General features: G+C 64.6%; 24 protein-coding genes and 1 tRNA gene. 16 read left to right on the forward strand and 9 right to left on the reverse strand.

All coding sequences use genetic code 11. The features are described from left to right. Positions 1 to 101: 101 nt before the first annotated feature. The 14 genes from AC1RHV_RS10630 (at position 102) to AC1RHV_RS10695 (ending at position 9,223) form a co-directional block, all read left to right on the forward strand. Complete coding sequence (locus tag AC1RHV_RS10630) at positions 102 to 800, forward strand: DNA polymerase III subunit beta family protein (RefSeq protein WP_125470244.1); 699 nt, start codon at positions 102 to 104, stop codon at positions 798 to 800. Between the two features lie 34 nt (positions 801 to 834). Continuing rightward, complete coding sequence (locus AC1RHV_RS10635) at positions 835 to 1,734, forward strand: recombination-associated protein RdgC (protein ID WP_492300688.1); 900 nt, start codon at positions 835 to 837, stop codon at positions 1,732 to 1,734. 42 nt (positions 1,735 to 1,776) lie between these two features. Beyond that, complete coding sequence (locus tag AC1RHV_RS10640) at positions 1,777 to 2,271, forward strand: hypothetical protein (RefSeq protein ID WP_492300690.1); 495 nt, start codon at positions 1,777 to 1,779, stop codon at positions 2,269 to 2,271. Beyond that, complete coding sequence (locus tag AC1RHV_RS10645; RefSeq protein WP_492300692.1) at positions 2,180 to 2,977, forward strand: ParB/RepB/Spo0J family partition protein; 798 nt, start codon at positions 2,180 to 2,182, stop codon at positions 2,975 to 2,977. Before AC1RHV_RS10640 ends, AC1RHV_RS10645 begins: the two co-directional genes overlap by 92 nt. After that, positions 2,971 to 4,983 carry a DNA cytosine methyltransferase gene (locus tag AC1RHV_RS10650; RefSeq protein WP_492300694.1) on the forward strand — a complete coding sequence of 671 codons (2,013 nt, stop codon included), beginning with the start codon at positions 2,971 to 2,973 and terminating at the stop codon, positions 4,981 to 4,983. Before AC1RHV_RS10645 ends, AC1RHV_RS10650 begins: the two co-directional genes overlap by 7 nt. Further along, complete coding sequence (locus AC1RHV_RS10655) at positions 4,980 to 5,438, forward strand: hypothetical protein (protein ID WP_492300696.1); 459 nt, start codon at positions 4,980 to 4,982, stop codon at positions 5,436 to 5,438. The genes AC1RHV_RS10650 and AC1RHV_RS10655 overlap by 4 nt, the downstream gene beginning before the upstream one ends. Further along, the gene (locus AC1RHV_RS10660) at positions 5,438 to 5,980 is read left to right on the forward strand and encodes a hypothetical protein (protein WP_492300698.1); all 543 of its coding nucleotides are present in this window, start codon (positions 5,438 to 5,440) and stop codon (positions 5,978 to 5,980) included. Before AC1RHV_RS10655 ends, AC1RHV_RS10660 begins: the two co-directional genes overlap by 1 nt. Further along, positions 5,977 to 6,357: a VVA0879 family protein gene (locus AC1RHV_RS10665; RefSeq protein WP_492300699.1), complete on the forward strand. Its 381-nt coding sequence runs from the start codon at positions 5,977 to 5,979 to the stop codon at positions 6,355 to 6,357. Before AC1RHV_RS10660 ends, AC1RHV_RS10665 begins: the two co-directional genes overlap by 4 nt. Then, positions 6,354 to 6,734: a hypothetical protein gene (locus AC1RHV_RS10670; RefSeq protein ID WP_492300700.1), complete on the forward strand. Its 381-nt coding sequence runs from the start codon at positions 6,354 to 6,356 to the stop codon at positions 6,732 to 6,734. Before AC1RHV_RS10665 ends, AC1RHV_RS10670 begins: the two co-directional genes overlap by 4 nt. Continuing rightward, complete coding sequence (locus AC1RHV_RS10675) at positions 6,731 to 7,096, forward strand: hypothetical protein (protein WP_492300702.1); 366 nt, start codon at positions 6,731 to 6,733, stop codon at positions 7,094 to 7,096. Before AC1RHV_RS10670 ends, AC1RHV_RS10675 begins: the two co-directional genes overlap by 4 nt. Next, on the forward strand, positions 7,089 to 7,484 hold the full coding sequence (locus AC1RHV_RS10680; protein ID WP_492300703.1) for a hypothetical protein: 396 nt from the start codon (positions 7,089 to 7,091) through the stop codon (positions 7,482 to 7,484). The genes AC1RHV_RS10675 and AC1RHV_RS10680 overlap by 8 nt, the downstream gene beginning before the upstream one ends. After that, positions 7,477 to 7,674: a hypothetical protein gene (locus AC1RHV_RS10685; RefSeq protein ID WP_173146363.1), complete on the forward strand. Its 198-nt coding sequence runs from the start codon at positions 7,477 to 7,479 to the stop codon at positions 7,672 to 7,674. Before AC1RHV_RS10680 ends, AC1RHV_RS10685 begins: the two co-directional genes overlap by 8 nt. 228 nt (positions 7,675 to 7,902) lie before the next feature. Beyond that, positions 7,903 to 8,187: a DUF4224 domain-containing protein gene (locus AC1RHV_RS10690; protein ID WP_173146362.1), complete on the forward strand. Its 285-nt coding sequence runs from the start codon at positions 7,903 to 7,905 to the stop codon at positions 8,185 to 8,187. Then, the gene (locus AC1RHV_RS10695) at positions 8,075 to 9,223 is read left to right on the forward strand and encodes a site-specific integrase (RefSeq protein ID WP_173146361.1); all 1,149 of its coding nucleotides are present in this window, start codon (positions 8,075 to 8,077) and stop codon (positions 9,221 to 9,223) included. The genes AC1RHV_RS10690 and AC1RHV_RS10695 overlap by 113 nt, the downstream gene beginning before the upstream one ends. 86 nt (positions 9,224 to 9,309) lie before the next feature. Here AC1RHV_RS10695 and AC1RHV_RS10700 read toward each other — a convergent pair. The 7 genes from AC1RHV_RS10700 to AC1RHV_RS10730 all read right to left on the reverse strand — a co-directional run bounded on the left by AC1RHV_RS10700 (position 9,310) and on the right by AC1RHV_RS10730 (position 14,455). Next, positions 9,310 to 9,386: transfer RNA gene (locus AC1RHV_RS10700), tRNA-Arg, on the reverse strand. Positions 9,387 to 9,481: 95 nt separating this feature from the next. Next, positions 9,482 to 10,066, reverse strand: a complete 585-nt coding sequence (locus AC1RHV_RS10705) for a helix-turn-helix domain-containing protein (protein WP_054451277.1) — start codon at positions 10,064 to 10,066, stop codon at positions 9,482 to 9,484. 12 nt (positions 10,067 to 10,078) lie between these two features. Next, positions 10,079 to 11,371, reverse strand: a complete 1,293-nt coding sequence (locus AC1RHV_RS10710; RefSeq protein WP_492300706.1) for an NAD(P)/FAD-dependent oxidoreductase — start codon at positions 11,369 to 11,371, stop codon at positions 10,079 to 10,081. Positions 11,372 to 11,382: 11 nt separating this feature from the next. Further along, on the reverse strand, positions 11,383 to 12,072 hold the full coding sequence (locus tag AC1RHV_RS10715; protein ID WP_054451276.1) for an amino acid ABC transporter permease: 690 nt from the start codon (positions 12,070 to 12,072) through the stop codon (positions 11,383 to 11,385). Between the two features lie 2 nt (positions 12,073 to 12,074). Then, on the reverse strand, positions 12,075 to 12,767 hold the full coding sequence (locus AC1RHV_RS10720) for an amino acid ABC transporter permease (protein WP_054451275.1): 693 nt from the start codon (positions 12,765 to 12,767) through the stop codon (positions 12,075 to 12,077). Between the two features lie 4 nt (positions 12,768 to 12,771). Further along, the gene (locus tag AC1RHV_RS10725) at positions 12,772 to 13,563 is read right to left on the reverse strand and encodes an ABC transporter substrate-binding protein (RefSeq protein ID WP_054451274.1); all 792 of its coding nucleotides are present in this window, start codon (positions 13,561 to 13,563) and stop codon (positions 12,772 to 12,774) included. A gap of 142 nt (positions 13,564 to 13,705) precedes the next feature. Beyond that, entirely contained in the window at positions 13,706 to 14,455 is a 750-nt protein-coding gene (locus AC1RHV_RS10730) for an amino acid ABC transporter ATP-binding protein (RefSeq protein ID WP_460360937.1), read from the reverse strand. Between the two features lie 149 nt (positions 14,456 to 14,604). Here AC1RHV_RS10730 and amaB point away from each other — a divergent pair, with 149 nt between their 5' ends. Beyond that, positions 14,605 to 16,107, forward strand: coding sequence for an L-piperidine-6-carboxylate dehydrogenase (gene amaB / locus AC1RHV_RS10735; RefSeq protein WP_460360936.1), 1,503 nt, complete (start codon positions 14,605 to 14,607; stop codon positions 16,105 to 16,107). 137 nt (positions 16,108 to 16,244) lie between these two features. After that, a complete protein-coding gene (locus tag AC1RHV_RS10740; protein ID WP_492300708.1) occupies positions 16,245 to 17,537 on the forward strand; it encodes a phospholipase A in 1,293 nt (430 codons plus the stop codon). A gap of 28 nt (positions 17,538 to 17,565) precedes the next feature. On the opposite strand, the gene pdxK is transcribed toward AC1RHV_RS10740, so the two are convergent. Together pdxK and AC1RHV_RS10750 are read right to left on the reverse strand one after the other, a co-directional pair. Further along, positions 17,566 to 18,399, reverse strand: coding sequence for a pyridoxine/pyridoxal/pyridoxamine kinase (pdxK, locus tag AC1RHV_RS10745; protein ID WP_192355241.1), 834 nt, complete (start codon positions 18,397 to 18,399; stop codon positions 17,566 to 17,568). A 36-nt stretch (positions 18,400 to 18,435) separates the two neighbouring features. Further along, the gene (locus AC1RHV_RS10750; RefSeq protein WP_054451269.1) at positions 18,436 to 18,798 is read right to left on the reverse strand and encodes a cupin domain-containing protein; all 363 of its coding nucleotides are present in this window, start codon (positions 18,796 to 18,798) and stop codon (positions 18,436 to 18,438) included. Positions 18,799 to 18,822 lie beyond the last annotated feature (24 nt).

Below are 18,822 nucleotides of genomic sequence, written 5' to 3' on the forward strand. Positions count from 1 at the left end.
CGCATCCCTTTACCCCGACGCCGTATCAGCGCCGTAGAAGTTAGCCAAGTCCGCGCTCTGAAGAAATTCAGCCCCGCCCCTACATCGCCCAAGGTGCCAGCATGACCAAAGCAACCATCCAGATTGACCATACCGCCCTGAAAGCCGCTTGCCGGATCATGGCGAAGAACGATATCCGCTACTACCTCAACGGCGTCTACGTGGAGGCAACCAGGGATCAAACCCTTGTGGTCGCCACCGATGGGCATCGTTTGATCCTGATCCGCACGCAGACTGAAAACGAGGTCGAGGATGCGGAAAGCCTGATCATCGCGGGCGATGTAGCCAAGCGAATTGTGGACGGCTCCATTCGCTCAATTCGTCAAATTTCGATGACGAGAACAGACGCGGGAAAGTGGCATATCCCTCTGTTCAAATGGGGTGTGGAACTGTCATTCGGTTCCGTGGAAGGCGTGTTTCCGAATTGGCGAAAGGTCGTGCCAGAGCGGACCACCGGAGAGCCCGCGAACTTCAACCCCCAATACCTCGCCGACTTCCAGGCGGCTGCACACGATTACTTCGGCGGCAGCAAAGGAAGACTCGGACTCATTGAGGTCAGCCAGAACGGCCGGGGCGGCGCGCTCGTTACCCCCACGCGAAAAGATGGCGACTTCATTGGCGTCGTAATGCCATTCGAAGCCGCAACCAACCATAAGGCGGAGCCGCCCGCCTGGGCGCTCACGCCTGCTCCTAAGGCAATTGCGGCCCGATACAGACGCGCCATTCCCAATACCGACAGTCAAACCGAGGCTCGCGCGTAAGCCGCTCTCTTTCGCAACGAATGGAGTAATCCCAATGTGGTTCAAGAACCTGAAGCTTTACCGCCTGTCCGCCGCCTGGCCGTTGCACGGCGATGACCTGGAAGACGCACTGGCCCGCCAGGCATTCCATCCGGGCAACAACCTGGAAATGCAGTCCATCGGCTGGGTTCCGCCCCGCGAGAACGGCGGGCTCGCCCACATCGTCGGCGGTCAGATCCTGCTGACTCTGCGCGCGGAAACGAAGCTGCTCCCCGGAACCGTCATCAACCAGGCGGCCAAGTTCCGCGCCCAGGAAATCGAAGAGCAGCAAGGCTACAAGCCGGGCCACAAGCAGATGAAGGAAATCAAGGAGCGCGTCACCGACGAGCTTCTGCCCCGCGCCTTCAGCATCTACCGCGATACCCGCGTCTGGATTGACCCGATCAACCTCTGGCTGGTGATCGACGCGGCAACCTCCAGCAAGGCCGATGAGGTGATCGGCATCCTGGCGAAGTGCATCGATCCCTTCCCCCTGGAAAACCTGTACGTCGCGCAGTCGCCTGCGGCGGCCATGACCGGGTGGCTGGCAGAGGACGAGGCCCCGGCCAACTTCACCATCGACCAGGACACCGAACTGCGGTCCTCCGGCCATAGCGGCGCGGCCATCCGCTACGTCAAGCACTCCATCGACGCCGACGACGCCCGCCGACACATCCAGTCCGGCAAGCAGTGCACCCGCCTCGCCATGACCTGGGCAGATCGCATTTCCTTCGTCCTGACAGAGGGCCTGGACATCAAGCGTGTTGCCCCCCTGGACGTGCTGAAGGAAGGCCGCGACGGCATGGCCGCCAGCGACGACGAGAAATTCGATTCGGACATGCTGCTCATGACGGGAGAGCTGGCAAAGCTCCTCGCCGAACTGGTGCACGCGCTGGGCGGCGAAAAGCAACTTTAGGTCCACTGCCCAAAGTTTCCACCGCCCCCAAGGAGAACCTTCATGAGTGCATTTTGCGTTTTCGGCATGACCGAGCCGCTGGCGCGCAAGGCCGCCACGCAGGCCTGGGAGAAGCATTTTTCCATGATGACGAAGGAGGTCCGCGCCTGCATCACGGAGGCCGACAAGGCCGAATGGATCGCGGTCAAGACGGAATACAACCTGGCGAAATCGAAACCGGTCCAAGTCTCGGGAGGTTTCGACGCCCCTCAGTTCGCCCACGAGTACATCACGCTCGCCCAGCGAATGCATCGGACCTCCCGCCTCCAGGTGATGGTGCGAGGCGAAAAGAGGGATGCCACAGGCGCCCCCCGTCATCAGCAAGGCTACCAAGAAGCCCGTCATCGGCTGGGTTCTCCTCCCGCAGTGAGCGCGCTGACCTTCAACCCTTTCCCCCGGACACTACATGGCAAAGAAATCCAAAGACGTTTACGGCGCGGACGGCCAGAGCAATCTGCTCACCTTCGACCCCGAAAAGCTAACGCTCGTCACCGATGAATCCAGCCCTCTCTATGATCCCCGGGTGCATCTGCCGGTGGACGAGGCGATGGCCCGCAATATCGACTACCAGGGCGTGCTGGAACCTATCGGCGTATCCAAGAACCCCGAGACCGGAGAGACGGAAGTCGTCTTCGGACGCCAGCGCGTCAAGGCAGCCATGCTCGCAAACGAGTGGCGCCGGGCGCGTGGTGTTGTCGAACGGCTCGTTCCAGGCGTCGTATACCACGGCAAGCGCGAGAGCGCCTTAGACGCCATCGCTAGCGAGAACGAGGCCCGCACTGCCGATAGCCCGCTGGGCCGCGCCGAGAAGATGCGCCGACATCTAGCCCTTGGCAAGGGCGAGGATCAAATCGCAGTCATCTACAACTGCACGCTCACCACCGTCCGCGACACCTTGGCCTTGCTGGATAGTCCCAAAGCGGTACAGGTTGCCATCGAGGCGGGGCAGATCACCCTAACCCACGCCAAAGCGTTATCGAAGCTGACTCCGGAAGAGCAGCGCGCCAAAGTGGCCGAATTGATCGAGGCCGGCAAGGATGCCACGCCGCACCAACGCAGCCGCAAACAGGCCGCCGTCATGGGCGAGCGTCCTCGCGTGAAGTCCCGTAAACAGATCCTGGCCGCGCTGGAGCAGGCCCAGGGCGAATACGCCGCAGCCCTTCGCTGGGTGCTGGGTGAAGAACAAGGAGCCGTTACATGCTGACCCCGCAACTGGTGCTTGGCATAACGGCCAAGCTGGTCGTCGATATATTCGCCGGCGGCGGCGGATGGTCCACCGCGTATGAACAGGCCACCGGCCAGCATGTCCATATCGCGATCAACCACAACCCTGACGCCCTGAGCATGCATGAGGTGAACCACCCGCAGGCCAAGCACTACATCGCCGACGTGTGGGAGGTTTGCCCGCGCCAAGCCACCGGCGGCATGCCGGTCAGCTGGCTGCATCTGTCCCCGGACTGCACCGACCACAGCCAGGCCAAGGGCGGCCAGCCGCGCCGCAAAAACATCCGGGCGCTGGCCTGGGTCACGGTGCGCTGGGCCGGCACAGTCAAGCCCGACATTGTCAGCCTGGAAAACGTGGTCCAGATCCTGAAATGGGGCCGCCTGATCGCCAAGCGCGATCCGGCCACCGGCCGCGTGGTCAAGCTCGACGGCTCTGTGGCAGAAACGGGCGAGCGCGTGCCCGTGCAGCAGCAGTACCTGGTCCCGGACCCGAAGCAGCAGGGCAAGCACTGGCTCCGGCTAGTGGCGATCCTACGCGGCATGGGCTACATCGTGGACTGGCGCGAGCTGAATGCGGCCGACTACGGGGCCGGCACCACCCGAACACGCCTCTTCATGATGGCTCGTCGCGACGGCCTGCCCATCACCTGGCCCGAAGCCACCCACTTCAAGAACCCGGCCAAGGGACAGCAGCGCTGGCGCGCGGCCGCAGACGGCATCGACTGGAGCGTTGAGGGGCGCAGCATTTTCAATCGCCCACGCCCCCTGGCTGACGCCACCATGCGACGAATCGCCCGCGGCATGAAACGCTACGTACTAGACAGCGCGGATCCGTTCATCGTGCCTATCGCCAACTGGAGCCGCGACGCTTCGCACTCGGCCCACCAGCCTATCAGCACCGTGACCGCAAAGCCGCGCGGTGGCTCGCACTCTGTGGTCGCCCCGGTCCTTGCCGGCGTTGGGGGCCGCGCCGGGCAGAGCCAACCCCGCCCCGCCGACGAGCCTCACTACACCATCACTCGCAAGGGTGACAGCGCCATCATGGCGCCGGTATTGGTGCAAGCCGGATACGGCGAGCGCGAGGGCCAGGCCCCTCGATGCCTCGACCATCAGCAGCCGCTTGGCACCGTAACGGCAGGCGGGATCAAGCACGCCGTTGCTTCTGGCTATCTGGTGCAGGCGGGGCACGGCGAGGGTAAGCCCGGAGCGCGCCGCTGGAGCTATGGGTGCAATGACCCGGAGGCACCTGTGGGCACGCTGACCGCCAGCAATGGCGGATTCTCAGCCGCCACCGCATTCATGGTCCAGGCGAATGGCGGTTACAACGCCACACCGGCCCACGATCTGCGCCGGGCTGCGTCGACCATCACCAACACCGGGAGCCAGCAGCAGCTGATCACGGCCCACCTGACGACGTTGCGGCAGCACAGCACCGGTACCCCTGCCCACGAGCCCATGACGACCATGGCAGCCGCCGGCCAGCACCACGGTCTTGTCGCCGCCCATCTGACGGCCATGAGCCAGAACGTGGTCGGTTCCGACCTGCGCGAACCGGCGCAGACCGTCCTCGCCGGGGCCGCCCGCTACGGACTCATGGAGTACGACCTGTCGCCCGACGATGAGGCCGGCGCCCTACGCGTAGCAGCATTCCTCATGCGCTACTACGGTGAGGGCGGCCAGTGGGGTGACTTGCGCGCCCCCGCCAGCACCCTCACCACACGCGACCGCCTGGCGCTGGTCACAGTGCACATCCAGGGCACGCCGTATGTCGTGGTGGATATCCGTCTCCGAATGCTGACGCCCGCCGAACTGTACGACCTCCAGGGCTTCCCCCCGGAATACATCATCACCCGCGGCCACGATGGCCGTGCGTTCACCAAATCGCAGCAGGTGCACATGGTCGGCAACAGCGTCAGTCCGCCCCCGGCGGTCGCGCTGATTGCTGCGAATGCACCGCGCGAACTTCTTATGAGGATGGCCGCATGAGCCCCCCCAGCACACAAACCAAGCCCCAGATCATCGGCTGGCACTGCGAGGACACCTTCCCCGCCCTCTTCACGGACTCCGTCTCCATCGCCAAACGCTGGATGGAATCGGGACAAAAGGTGTCAGCTATGGTTCGGGCCTCCAGCGCCTTTCGAACCATCACCGCGGAAGATGCTGAACTCGTCGACCACCGCCCCCTTGTTGTCGGCTGGGCTTCCCCGTCCGCCACGGTGGCGCGTAGGGATGAGGCAGCCGGCCGCGATGCAGCCTTCGAAGCCGTACGCAAACGCCTGTGCGCACTGCCCCGATACAGCTTCTGGATCGGCCACGGAGGGGTGAAGCGGGTTGAAGATCGGTCAGGAAACTGGATCGACTTCGATGCCGCGCATGAACTGTTCGACCCGGTTGCGGTTGACGCCGCCATTGCCGCCCAGCAGGGCAAAGGAGGCAACTGATGCGCCGCTTCCTCATCACCTACTGGACGCTCCCCCTCTCAATCATCGTTTGGGCCTCCTGCGTCATCGCAGCAGCAATCCTGCGCCAGCCGGTCAACGCCGCAGTGGCATTGGCCGCCCTCATCTGCTTGAGCGGCCTTACCTGGCACGCCTGGAGACACCATATGTTCAACGCTCGATTGGGCTCAATCGCGGCTGCCCACCTGATCCAAGCCGCGCCCGTCCAACGCAACAGCGACGGCTACTGGACGCATCCGGCGCACCCTGAGTTCGAAGAAAGCCAGGACGCCGAGGCCGCGGCGTGGTTCAAAGCCCAGCAACTGCAAACCCACATCGCCTATCTCGAAAGCGAGGCCGAGGACCACCCGGCCGTAGTCGCGTACTGGGGCGATGCCGGCGATTCCAACATCAGTGCCTGGGAACCTCCGCGCCCCGAAGGCGCCGGCTGGTTCGTCCTGTCCATCCATGACACCGAAAATTGGGGACCTGTCTGCGTATGGGTACGGCGGCCGGCCAAGCAGGGCAAGGGAGGTGAGGCATGAAGCGCATGACCCTCGAAGAGTTTCACGCCGCGTGCAAGGTCCAAGCCAGCAGCAGCGAACTGACGACGGTGAAGTGTCCGATGTGTGGCTGCTTCCAGAACGGGCTCGACTTCATCGCCGCCGGCGCCGGTAAAGATTGGGGCGACGTGGCGCGCCATGTCGGCGTTAACTGCGTCGGGCGCTTCACTGGCGCCGGTTCGCCCCGAAAGGAGCCGGACGGCCAGCCGTGCAACTGGAGCCTGTCCGGCCTGTTCCAAACCCACCGCATGGTGGTGGTCACGCCCGATGGCATCGAGCATCCGCATTTCGAACTGGCGAGCCCGGAAGAAGCGGCAGCACATCACGATGCTCAGCAGGGCAAACGGGGTGAGGCATGACAAACGGCCTCGATGTCCTCAACGAGTTCACGAAGGAAGAAATCATCGCCTACGTGCGTGAAAAGGGGTTCTTCCTGCGCATCAGTCGCCGAGACCTGCTTTACATCCGCTGGAAGACTGCTAGCGAGAGGCTGATGGCCGACTTCGATGCAGAGGCTGCCCGCTGGGATGCGGAAAAGCCCGATTTCAAAAAGCGAGATGCCTTGGCTATCCAATGCAATGCCAGCAAAGACATCCACGAAAGGCTTCGTCTACTGCGCGAGATCGAACCATACGACAAGGCTCTGCATGATCACATTTCGCGCACGCGGAAGCTGGACGCCCGGCAGAAGACCGTTGACCGCATGTATCGCGACATCGAAAGGGAGGGAGCATGACCGACCACACCACCGCCGCCCAGGCGGCAGACATCAATCCGCTGAGCGATGAATACGTGAATGCGGTCATCCAGCGGCACGGCTACCAGAGCCCCGAAGCCGTCTGCGCCCGCCTCTATCAATGGATCGGCCTGCACGGCGGGGAGAACGGCGTCACCCTGCTCATCTACGAAGCGCGCAAGGTGCTGTCCAAGCTGTGCACCCCGGTAGCCGATGACGGACTGCCCTATGTGCTGCCGGAATACACCAACGAAAACGGCGCGCAATTCGTCAGCATGGCAACCGTGCAAACGGTCCTGCGTGCTGCCCGCGCCGCCCTGTCCGCGCAACCGGGAGCGCAGAAGGAGCAGAGCGATGCGTGATCGCATGCAGGCCGAACTGTTTTCGGCCGCCAACCTGGCGGCCACAGTCAAAATCCCGCCGGCGCCGAGGTTGGTCCCGCACTACGACTGGCCGTTCCCAGGAATGTCACCCTCGGACTCGGCCAGAGCGGGCATTGCCATGAGTAGCGCGTTCATCGAGACCATCATCGCCACCATCAAGGCATACCCAGACCGAGCAGGCACCGATGCCCAAGTGCTGGCACTGATTCCGGAGGACTGGAAAGCACTGCTCGGCCCCTGGGCGCACGGCAGCATCGAGGATAGACATGGCCGCCCCCACGGCATCAAGGTCACGCATGTGACGCACGAGGGCACCGGTGGCGGCTTCCATCGAGAGTATCGAATCGAGGAGGCTGGCAATGCCTGACGACATAAAGTTGCCGGTACTGCCGCCCATCCACCACAAATGGGCGCCGCTAATTTCTGATCACCTAGCCGAGGCTTTGCAGGCTTGGTGCCGCACGTACGCCCGCGCCGCCATCCTGGCCGACCGTCAGCAGCGCGCCGCCAACGCCCACACCATGCAGCACAACGACGGAAGCTGGGTGTATGGCTGAAATGCATCATACACATAGCATTAATGAAAATAATGACTCATTAATAGAGCAAATATGACTCCGCTCTATACGCTCGCGGTCCCGCTCGGGATCGTCATCAGCGTCGTCGCCGGGCTGCTAATGCCGAGCCAGGCCAAGCGCCCCCGGTGCCGCTGATGCCAGCGACTGACCGGACAAGTCAAGTTCTCAGCAGGCCCACCTAGCGGGGGCTTCGTTTTGGAGGTTCTGATGAACGAATACCTCTCGGCCTCCGACCTGGCCGAACTGGTCGGGTGCAAGCCGAACCAGAGGGCAATGATGGCGCGCTGGCTCAACCGCCACGGCTGGCGTTACGTCGTTGATAAGAACGGCATCCCGCGCGTCCTGCGGGCATATCGAGATAAGAAACTGGGAGTAGTAGATGGCCAGCAAAAAGCCGGTCTCACGTCGGCCCCGAACCGCGACGCCTTCGCCCGCATGGGAGAAGACCGGGATCGCAAGGCTGTACAAGCGCGTCGGCAAGCGGCGCATTAGCTGGATATACAAGCACCTGGACGGACGTAGCCAAACGCTGGCCTCAGCCGTCCTCGGTGACCGCGCCGCACGCTACGACGCCGAGCGCCTTGCATCGAAGCTGGCAGTTGAGATACAGCAAGGCGTTGTGGTGGCAGGCGCCGTATCCGAAATGATCGAGCGTTTTGAGCTCAAGGAAGATCCGACCTATTACCAAGACCAGTCCAAGGACGGCAAGAAGATCAGGAAAGGGATGTACACGAACCTAACGAAGTTCTTCGGCCGAATGGTGCCGGCGGAGATGACCGCCCAACATGGCTATCAGTACCTAGAGGACCGCGCAGCCGCGGGCGCACCGATCAAGGCAAATAAGGAGTTGAGTCAATTTTCCGTAATCTGCCACTTCGGTGTGAAGTGGGGGCTGTTGGCAGCGAATCCATTCGTCAACATGATGAAAAACCGGTCGACCTCGGACACGAAGATCATCGACAGGCGCCAAGTCTTACGTTTCTACCTGTGGTCCATCAAGCAACGTGAGAACTACCGGACGATGGGATGCGCCGCGATGTTCACCTATCTCACTGGCTTTCGATCATCCGAGGCGCGCCCCTATCTGAAGGCCGGGCTGAAGGAGGAAGGGGTGACGGTCCTTTCCACCAAGCGTAAGAAAGGCCAGATTGAAGTGTTGAAGGTTCGGGAGTGGTCAAAGCGCCTGCGCGTGGTTGTGGCTCGCGCCCTCGACCGCAAGAACACCAGCAGTCCGTACCTGTTCGCCCCCAGCAAGAGATCCGAAGCCTATACCCGGCACGGCTGGGCTTCAAGTTGGAAGGATGCCCAATTAGCATGGATTCGGACGGTGGACAAAACGGTGAAAGAAAAGACTCTCACCGCCCACCCGCTGTACTTCAATTTGCAGCATATTCGACCCGCCGCGATCACTATGAAGATAGTGAACAGGGATGAGGACGCATACGATTTCGCGGCTCACGCCAACCCCGCCACAACCCATAAACACTATGACAGGCGAGTCGTAAAGCGGGCTACTGCGACCGAGTGAAGTTCTAATGCAGGCATTTTTATTCTAATGATTAGCCCGTTAGCGAATCCCCACCTGCCGTAAGCCGTTGTATTTGCTGGCGATTCTGGCGCGGCAGGAGGGGCTCGAACCCCCGACCTCAGGCTTAGAAGGCCCGTGCTCTATCCAGCTGAGCTACTGCCGCGCGGTGTGGTGATGGCCCGGAAAGGATCCGGGCGCCGCATTTTACCTTGTTGCGGGCGGCTTGGGCGGCCGGCCCGCAATACCGGGGTTTGAACCCTACTCTTCGCCTATATCCGCATGGGTCGACACCCACAGCACCAGGGCGTCTTCGGGGCTCAGGCTGATCACCCGGTGGCCCATGCGGCTGTCTATATAGAAGCTTTCCCCGGTCTTCAGCCGGGCGGGTTCGTAGAACTCGGTGTAAAGCTCGACCTCGCCTTCCAGGACGTAGACGAATTCCTCGCCGCGGTGGCGGCTCCAGTCGTGGAATTCGTCGAAGGAGCGGGCCTTGACGCGGGTGTGGAAGGGCATCATGCGCTTGTGCGACAGCGCGGTGCAGAGCAGGCGGTGGTCGTAGTACGGGGTTTCGTACTGGCGCCCTTCCCCTTGGCGGCTGAGGCTGCGGCGGCCGGTGCCCATGTGGGCGTCGGACGCGGTGAAGAGTTCGGCCACGTCCAGCTCCAGGCCTGCCGCGATCTTGATCAGGTTGTCATAGGTGGGCGACAGCAGGCTGTTTTCGATCTTGGACAACGTGGACGCGGACACGCCGGTGGCCGCGGCCGCCTGCTTCAAGGTCCACGCCCGCGCCTGGCGCAAGGCTCGCAGCCGCTGTGCCAACACGCTTTGTTTGTTGCCTTCCATCTATGCACCCTGTCATGCCCGCGACCGCCGCTCCCGCCACCAGTCGCGCGCCTGGTAAGACCAATAAGTAAGTTGCACCGCTGCCGTGCCCAGACCGCCGCCGTTCCAGGCCAGCCCGAACGGCGCGTACAGCTTGTAGCGCTGGGTGTCGCCCGCGATCCCTTCGGCGACGACCCGGCCGCCGATCGACGCGGTGTTCATGCCGTGTCCGCCGAACGCCGTGCAGTACCAGACGTCCGGCGTCAGCTGGCCGATCTGCGGCATCAGATGCCGCGTGTAGGCCATGCGTCCCGACCACGCCGTCTCCACGCGCAGCCCCTGCAATTGGGGGTAGACGGAAAGGAGCTCGCGGCGCAGCGACTCCGCCAGATCGGGCGGGTCGTCGACACGGGTGGTGATTCTACTGCCCCAGCCGATACGCCCGCCATCGAGCACGCGGTAATAGTTGCCGGCGCGCCGGTCGTCGCCGATGGCGGCGGTGGTGCGTATGGCTTCCAGCACCCGGTCGCCCAGCGGCTCGGTCAGCATGATGTAGGTGGCGATGGGCAGCATCGCGCGGCGCAGCGCGGGCACCACGTCCTCGGTGTAGCCGCCGGTGGCCAGCACCACGGTGCGGGCATCGATCTGGCCTCGCTCTGTTTTCAGGCGCTTTACGGCGCCGTCCAGCGATGCCTGCACGACAGGCGAGTCCTCGTAGATGCGTACGCCCAGGCGCGCGCATTCCCGGGCCAGCGCGCGGGCGTAGTTCAGCGGGTGGAAGTGGAAGGACGTGGGGTCCTCGACGCCCTGGAAGTAGACGTCGGACAGCAGCCGTTCGCGGACCTGGCTGCGGCTCAAAAGGCGCACGTCGCGGCCGAAGTCGCGTTGCTGGCTGTCGCACCACTGCCGCAGGGCGTCGGTCGCCTCGTAGCGCACCACGCGCAGCCGGCCGTCAACCTTGCGGGCGTCGGTGATGTCCAGGTCGCGGATGTTGTTGCGGATGATCTCCACGCCTTCCATCGACAGGCGGTAGAGCTTGCGGTAGTGGTCTTCGTCGACGTGCTTTCTGATGGCGTCGGCGCCGGCCGAGTATGCCGGCGAGACGGAACCGCCGTTACGCCCGGATGCGCCCCAGGCGATGCGCCGCCCTTCCAGCAAAGTGACGTCGCGGCCGCGCCGGGCCAGTTCCAGCGCGGCGGACAAGCCCGCCATCCCTGCCCCGACCACGCAGACGTCGGTGCTGGCCGCGCCGGACAGCGGCGCATAACGGGTGTCGCCGTCGGCCAGCGTGCGCTTGTAATAGGTGTCGATGTACTCGGAAGCCATGGTGGTCGGCATCAGTTCAGGCCCGCGCCCTGCAAGCCGCCCGTCAGGCGCTTTTCCAGCCAGTTGGCTAGTCGCAGCAGCGGGTAGCAGTAAATGAAGTAGATGGCGGCGATCATGCCGTAGATGAACAGCGACTTGGCCGGGAAGGTGATGATGAAGACCTCGCCCTGCCGCGTCAGCTCGGTAATGCCCACCACCGACAGAATGGCCGTGCTTTTGATCAGCATGACGTAGACGCCGCTCATGGGCTGCACGATCAGGCGCATGGCCTGCGGCAGGATGACCAGGCGCAGGATCTGGAACGGCCGCAGGCCCAACGTCATCGCGCCTTCGGTCTGGCCGCGCGGCACGGCCTGGATCGCGCCCATGACGATTTCCGCGACATAGCAGGACGTGTAGACCGACAACGATACGAAGGCGGCCGTGCCGGAATCCCAATGCAGCATCTCGATGCCCGAGCTGGGCAGCACGAAATAGAAGATGTAGAGCTGCACCAGGAACGGCGTGCCGCGCAGGATGTGGATGTATAAGCCCAGCAGCTGGTGCACGCCGCGGATGCGGTAGCTGCGGATCACGCCGATCACGAAGCCCAGCAGGGATCCCGCGATGATGGCCACGAAGGAGATCTTCAGGGTCTCCCAGAAGCCTTTCAGCAGGAAGGGCAGCACGACGCCCGCGGTGGAGAGATAGGAATCCAGCATGCTTACCTCGCGTTCCAGGCGGGCCCCGCCAGCCAGATGCTCACGCCGCGCGACAGCAGCAGCATGCAGGCATAGATCAGCAGATAGCCGGCCGCGATGGTCAGGAAGCTTTCGTTGGGCACGATGCGGTCGCTGTTCATCTGCACGCCGGCCGCGACCAGTTCGAACACCGTGATCAGTGACAGCAGCGAGGTGTCCTTGATCAGCACGGCGGTCTGGCCCAGGAGCGGCGGCAGCGTATTGGCGAAAGCCTGCGGCAGCACCACGTAGCGCAGGCGCTGGTGGTAATTCATGCCGCAGGCCTTGGCGCCTTCGATCTGGCCGCGCGGCACGGATTCGATGCCCACGCGGATGATTTCGCTCATGTAGGCCGCATGATGCAGCGTCATGGCGAGGATGCCCAGCAGCATCTCGCTCCAGCCCTTGGCGCCCGGCACCAGCATGGGCACCGCGTAATAGACCAGGTAGATCTGCACCAGCAAGGGGGTTGAACGGATGAATTGCACATACGCCGCCACCGGCCGCCAGATGGCGGCGCGGGGCGACATATGGGCAAGCGCCAGCGGGATGCCGGCCAGCACCGACAGCACCAGGCTTGCGCCCGCCGCGATCAGGGTGTTGGCCAGGCCGGTGGCGAACTGGCCCGTGTACTGGCTGACGATGCGCCAGTTATAGAAGTCGAGCAGCCAGTCCATGGGCTCAGTGGTCTTTCTTCCAGTCCGTGGAGTACCAGTACTTCACCTGTTCTGGCAGCGTGTTGTCGGCCGTCTTCAGCGTCTGCCAGTTGTCCAGCCAGAACTTCAGGCGGAAGGCGTTGGGACCGACGGCGAAGGCCAGCGGCTCGCGCACCATGATGCCGTCCAGCACGCGCAGGTTGCCGAAGTCGACCAGGAACTGGTTGGCGGTGGACAACGACATGATGCCGGCGTCCAGGCGGCCGCTGGACAGGGCTTGCCCCACGGGTGCGCTACCGCCCGAAAACTCCTTCATGGTGGCCTTGGGCAGCATCTTCTTGCCCACTTCCGCATAGGTGCTGGCGCCCAGCACGCCCACGGTCACGCCGTCCTTGTTGAGTTCCTCGTACGATTTGTAGGGCGAATCCTTGGGCACCACGGCCACGGTATCGGCGTAGAACATGGGCGTGGAGAACAGTACCTGGGCCGCGCGCTGCGGGGTCGGCGTCATGTCGGCGGCCACCATGTCGGCCTTGCCGGACAAGAGCGCGGGAATCAGGCCCTTCCACTCGTAGTCCTGCAGCACCAGCTTCACGCCCAGGTCGTCGGCCATGCGCTTGGCCACTTCCACGGCCAGGCCGGTGCGCTTGCCGCTCTTGTCCATGAAGCTCATCAGCGGCCCGGAGGTCTGCACCGCGACGCGCAACTCGCCGCGCTTGAGGATGTCGGCCAGTTCGTCCGCTTGCGCGGGCAAGGCGACAGTGGCGGCCGCCAGGGCGATGCCGGCCATGCCCAGCCATTGTTTGATTTTCAGCATTTCCTACCCCTTGTGGTGAATGGACTCACATCATTCCGGGCAAAGCACAGAGCGCCGGCAGCGCCCGGATCAGCCGGACCGGCCCTGGTTACCGCCGGGCGCCGCGCATGCGGACGACCCGTTGCTTCCTTGCTGCTAGGAACTACAGAATCTTTTCCAGGAAAGCGCGGGTGCGCGCTTCCCTGGGCTGGCCGAACACCTCGTCCGGCGTGCCCATTTCCACGATGCGGCCCGCGTCCATGAAGAGCGCGCGGTCGCCCACGTCGCGAGCGAAGCCCATCTCATGGGTCACCACGGCCATGGTCATGCCGTCGCGCGCCAGCGCGCGCATCAGTTCAAGAATGCCGCCCACGGTTTCGGGGTCGAGCGCCGACGTGGCCTCGTCGAACAACATCAGCTTGGGGTCCATGGCCAGCGCGCGCGCGATCGCCACGCGCTGCTGCTGGCCGCCGGAGAGCTGGCTGGGATAGCGCGCACCGTAGTCGCCCATGCCCACGCGGCCCAGCAGTTCGCGGGCGTAGCGCTCGGCGTCGGCGCGGGCGCGCCCGCGCACCACGCGTTGGGGTAGCGCGACGTTGTCCAGCGCAGTACGGTGTTGGAACAGGTTGAAGTGCTGGAACACCATGCCGACTTCGGTGCGCCAGCGGTTGACGTCGGTGGCCGGATCGGTGAGCGACACGCCGTCCACGCGGATGGCGCCGCTGTCGATGCTCTCCAGTCCGTTGAGCGTGCGCAGCAAGGTGCTCTTGCCGGATCCGGAGGGGCCGACCACCACCATGACCTCGCCGCGGCCGAGCTGGCAGTCGATGCCGTCCAACGCCAGATGCGGGGCCTGCCCGTCGCGTTGATAGGTCTTGCTGACTGCCTGGACTACCAGCAGAGGTTCCGCCACGGATCCACCTTCGTATGAGTGCTGCCCTGGTTAAAAAGGTTTCGCAATTCACGCTGGAGTTTCGTATAGTAAATTTTTTTCCAGAATCGCCACTTAGGCATAACCCTTAAGCGAAGACAGGCTCTTCGCAGGCAACCCAAGGAACCGGCATGGACACTCCCCAAGACATCCTGCGCGCGCTCGGGCTGAACCCGGAATCGCTCACTGGCGGCACGCTGCGCGCGCGCAGCCCGATAGACGGCGCCGAGCTGGCTCAGGTGCATGAGCACACGGTGGCCCAGGCCCATTCCGCCATCACCCGCGCGCGCCAGGCCAGCCTGGCGTGGCGCGACGTGCCGGCGCCGCGCCGCGGCGAGCTGCTGCGCCTGTTCGGCGAAACGCTGCGCCAGCACAAGCGCGAGCTGGGCCGCCTGGTGAGCCTGGAAGCCGGCAAGATCGTGGCCGAAGGCGAAGGCGAAGTGCAGGAGATGATCGACATCTGCGACTTCGCCGTGGGCCTGTCACGCCAGCTGTACGGTCTGACCATCGCTTCCGAGCGCCCCGGCCACCGCATGATGGAAACCTGGCATCCGCTGGGCGTGGTCGGCGTGATCAGCGCGTTCAACTTCCCCGTCGCCGTGTGGTCCTGGAACGCCGCGCTGGCGCTGGTCTGCGGCAACGCCGTGGTCTGGAAGCCGTCGGAAAAAACCCCGCTGACCGCGCTGGCCTGCCAGGCGCTCTTCGCACAGGCCGCGCAACGCTTCGGCGACGCGCCCCCCGGCCTGTCCGAAGTGCTGATCGGCGGACGCGACATCGGCGAAGCGCTGGTGGATTCGCACGCCGTGGCCCTGGTCTCGGCCACCGGTTCGACCCGCATGGGCCGCCAGGTGGGCCCGCGCGTGGCGCAGCGCTTTGGCCGCGTGCTGCTGGAGCTGGGCGGCAACAACGCCATCATCGTCGGCCCCACGGCCGACCTGGACATGGCCGCGCGCGGCATCGTGTTCGGCGCCATCGGCACGGCCGGCCAGCGCTGCACCACCACGCGCCGTCTGATCGTGCACGAGAGCGTGGCCGAAGATCTGGTGCAACGCCTGCACAAGGCCTATGCCAGCGCCACCATCGGCAACCCGCTGGAAAGCGGCACGCTGGTCGGTCCGCTGATCGACCGCGTGTCCTATGACGCCATGCAGGCGGCGCTGACGGCGGCGCGCGAACAAGGCGGCAAGGTCACGGGAGGCGAGCGCGTGCTGGCCGAGCAATATCCCGACGCCTGGTACGTGCGTCCCGCCATCGCTGAAATGCCCGGCCAGACCGACGTGGTCTGCCACGAGACCTTCGCGCCTATCCTCTACGTGATGCGCTACGCCGACTTCAACCAGGCGCTGGCCTTGCAGAATGGCGTGCCGCAGGGCCTGTCGTCGGCCATCTTCACCAATGACCTGCGCGAAGCCGAGACCTTCCTGTCGGCGGCGGGCTCGGACTGCGGCATCGCCAACGTCAATATCGGCACCTCGGGCGCCGAGATCGGCGGCGCGTTCGGCGGCGAAAAGGAAACCGGCGGCGGCCGCGAATCGGGTTCGGACGCCTGGCGCAACTACATGCGCCGCGCCACCAATACGATCAACTATTCGCGCCAGCTGCCGTTGGCCCAGGGCATCAAGTTCGGCGAATAAGCCCGCGCGCAACGCTGTCCCCACAAGCCCCCGCCATGCGCGGGGGCTTACGCTTTCTACATACGATTAGCCTGCCTTACAAACTGTAGCGGGGGTCGATGCTACATTTCCTGGTCACAAAACTACGTTATGACCAGATGACCATCAGCCGTCCTGCACGATCCGCCCTCCCCCTGCGCACCCTGGCCGCCGCCCTGGCCATGGGCCTGGCGGGCGCAGCCACCGCGGGCGTGTCGTACCGGCTGGATCGCCCCTCGGCCGCCCCCGGAGAGACCGTCACCATCGAGGCGGTGTACTTCAACGAAGGCACTTCCCGCTCCACCTGGGAAGCGCCACCGGAACTGGTGCTGCAATGGCGCGGCCAGGACGGCCAGATCGTGCGCAGCCTGGCCAAGCTGCGCGGCGGCACGGCCAGCTTCAGCGTGCCCGTCAACAACTTCGCGCGCATGGCCTGGACCGCCGTCGTGCCCGCCACGGCCCAGGGCCTGCAGGCCGTATCCATCGAAGGCCAGCCCGCGATGATGGCGCTGGACGCCACCGGCCGCGACAGCGGCACCCTGGCCAGCACGCCCGCGCGGGGCCCGGTGGTGGACGCCAGCAGCGGAGAACCCGTGCCCGCCGCCGCCGTGGCCGCGGTCGGCGCATCGCCCGAAGGCGGCCCCTCGCCCGACGCGTCCGCCGTGCCGACGGTACAGCAGCAGACCGCGTTCGACCGCTTCCGCAGTTCCATTTCCGAATACAAGCCGGTGTACTTCGACGTCGGCACCCGCGGGCAGACCACCGCGCGCTTTCAGATCAGCGCCAAGTACCGACTCTTCAGCCCCGCGGGCGACCGTCCCGCGACCTGGGACGAGAATTTCTACCTGGCGTACACGCAGACCTCGCTGTGGGACCTGGAAGGCGATTCCATGCCCTTCATCGACACCACCTTCAATCCCAGCGCCTTCTGGCTGTCCGACAACATCTGGCAGTCCGCCAGCCAGAACTGGCGCTTCGGCATGAATACCGGCGTCGAGCACAACTCCAACGGCAAGGACGGCGAGGATTCGCGCTCGCTCAACGACGGCTATATCGAGCCGCGCTTCCACTACCGCTTCGACGGCGGCAGCACGCTCACCTTTGCGCCGCGAGTCAAGGCCTACTTCGGCATCGCCAGCGAGAACAGCGACTATGCCGACTACGCCGGCCACGTCGACTGGCAATTGCGCTGGGCCCAGGACAATGGCGCGGTCATCTCCGCCATGTACCGCCAGGGCGACCAGAAGCGCCGAACCACCCAGCTCGATTTCGCCTGGCCGCTGCAGCGCACCTGGCTGAACATGAACGGCTACCTGCATCTGCAGTACTTCAACGGCTACGGCGAAACGCTGCTGGGCTACAACCAGCGCAACGAATCGCAGTTCCGCATCGGCCTGTCGCTGGTGCCGTAAGGCGCACCGCCAGGCTCGCGTAGGCGTCCTAGCCTTCCACCGCCAGCTCTTCCCAGCCCAGTTCGCGGGTGCGCTCCAGCGCCACCGTGACCTGGGCGGCGGCCGAGCGCACCGCCTCGACCAGCACCTGCCCGTTCAGCAGTTGCGCCGTAACGCCGGCCATGAACACGTCGCCAGTGCCGTGCACCGAAGGCGGTATCGCAATCTCCGGATGCGTCACGACCGTGGCCTGATCCCGCGTCACCACCGCCAGCTGCAAGGTGCCGGCCGCGGCGGCCATGGGCGCGGCGCTGGTCACGACTATCCAGTCCGGACCGCGCGCGATCAGTTCGCGCGCCGCCGCCACGACCTCGTCGATCGACGACAGGGCGCGCCCCACCAGCAACTCCAGCTCGAAGTGGTTCGGCGTCATGCCGTCGGCCAGCGGCACCAGCAGGTCCCGGTATTGTTCGACCAGGCCTTCGTTCACGTACAGCCCGTCGTTACGGTCGCCCATGACGGGGTCGATGTGCACCTTCAGATCAGGCCGGGATGCGCGCAGCGCAGGCAGCCAGCCGGCCAGAAGCCCCGCCTGCCCGGGTTGGCCCAGGTATCCGCAGACCACCGCGCGCGCAGTCCGGGTGACGCCGCGCTCGTCCAGGCCCTGCAACAGGCCCTCGAACCAGTCCAGCGGCACCGCGCCGCCATGCAGGGTCGGATAGTGCGGCGTGTTGCTCAGGATCACGGTAGGCACCGCGATCGCGTGCAGGCCGGCCTTGCGGAAGACGGGCATGGCGGCGTTGTTGCCGACGCAGCCGTACACGACCTGGGATTGGACGGAAACGATATCCACCTGCGCGGTAACGGCGGGGATTGCGCTCATGGGGCTGGCTCCTGGGCTGCCGCGGTCTACGCGGCGCTACATGCGGGTGATGAAATAGATCTTCTTGACGAACTGGTCCACTTCCCAGCGGCCGGTATAGCCTTCGGGCATGACGAAAGCCTCGCCCACGGTCAGTTCATGCACGGTGCCGTCCGGATCGACCAGGCGCGCCGCGCCTTCGACGATGTAGCCGAACTCGATATAGCCCGTGGTGTTGGACTGGAACACGCCCGCGGTGCTTTCCCAGACGCCGGCTTCAGCCTTGCCGCCGTTGCCTTCGAAGGCAGTCACGGTGCGGAACGCCGCGTCGCCCGAGATCGGGCGGCGGGGCTTTCCAGGCACCGGATTCTTCATGGGGCCGGCATCGATGCGGACGAGCCGCGATTGATCGTTCTTCATGGCACTCCTGTATGCGGATAGATG

Source organism: Achromobacter sp. GW823-FHT04E03 (genome assembly GCF_058796095.1).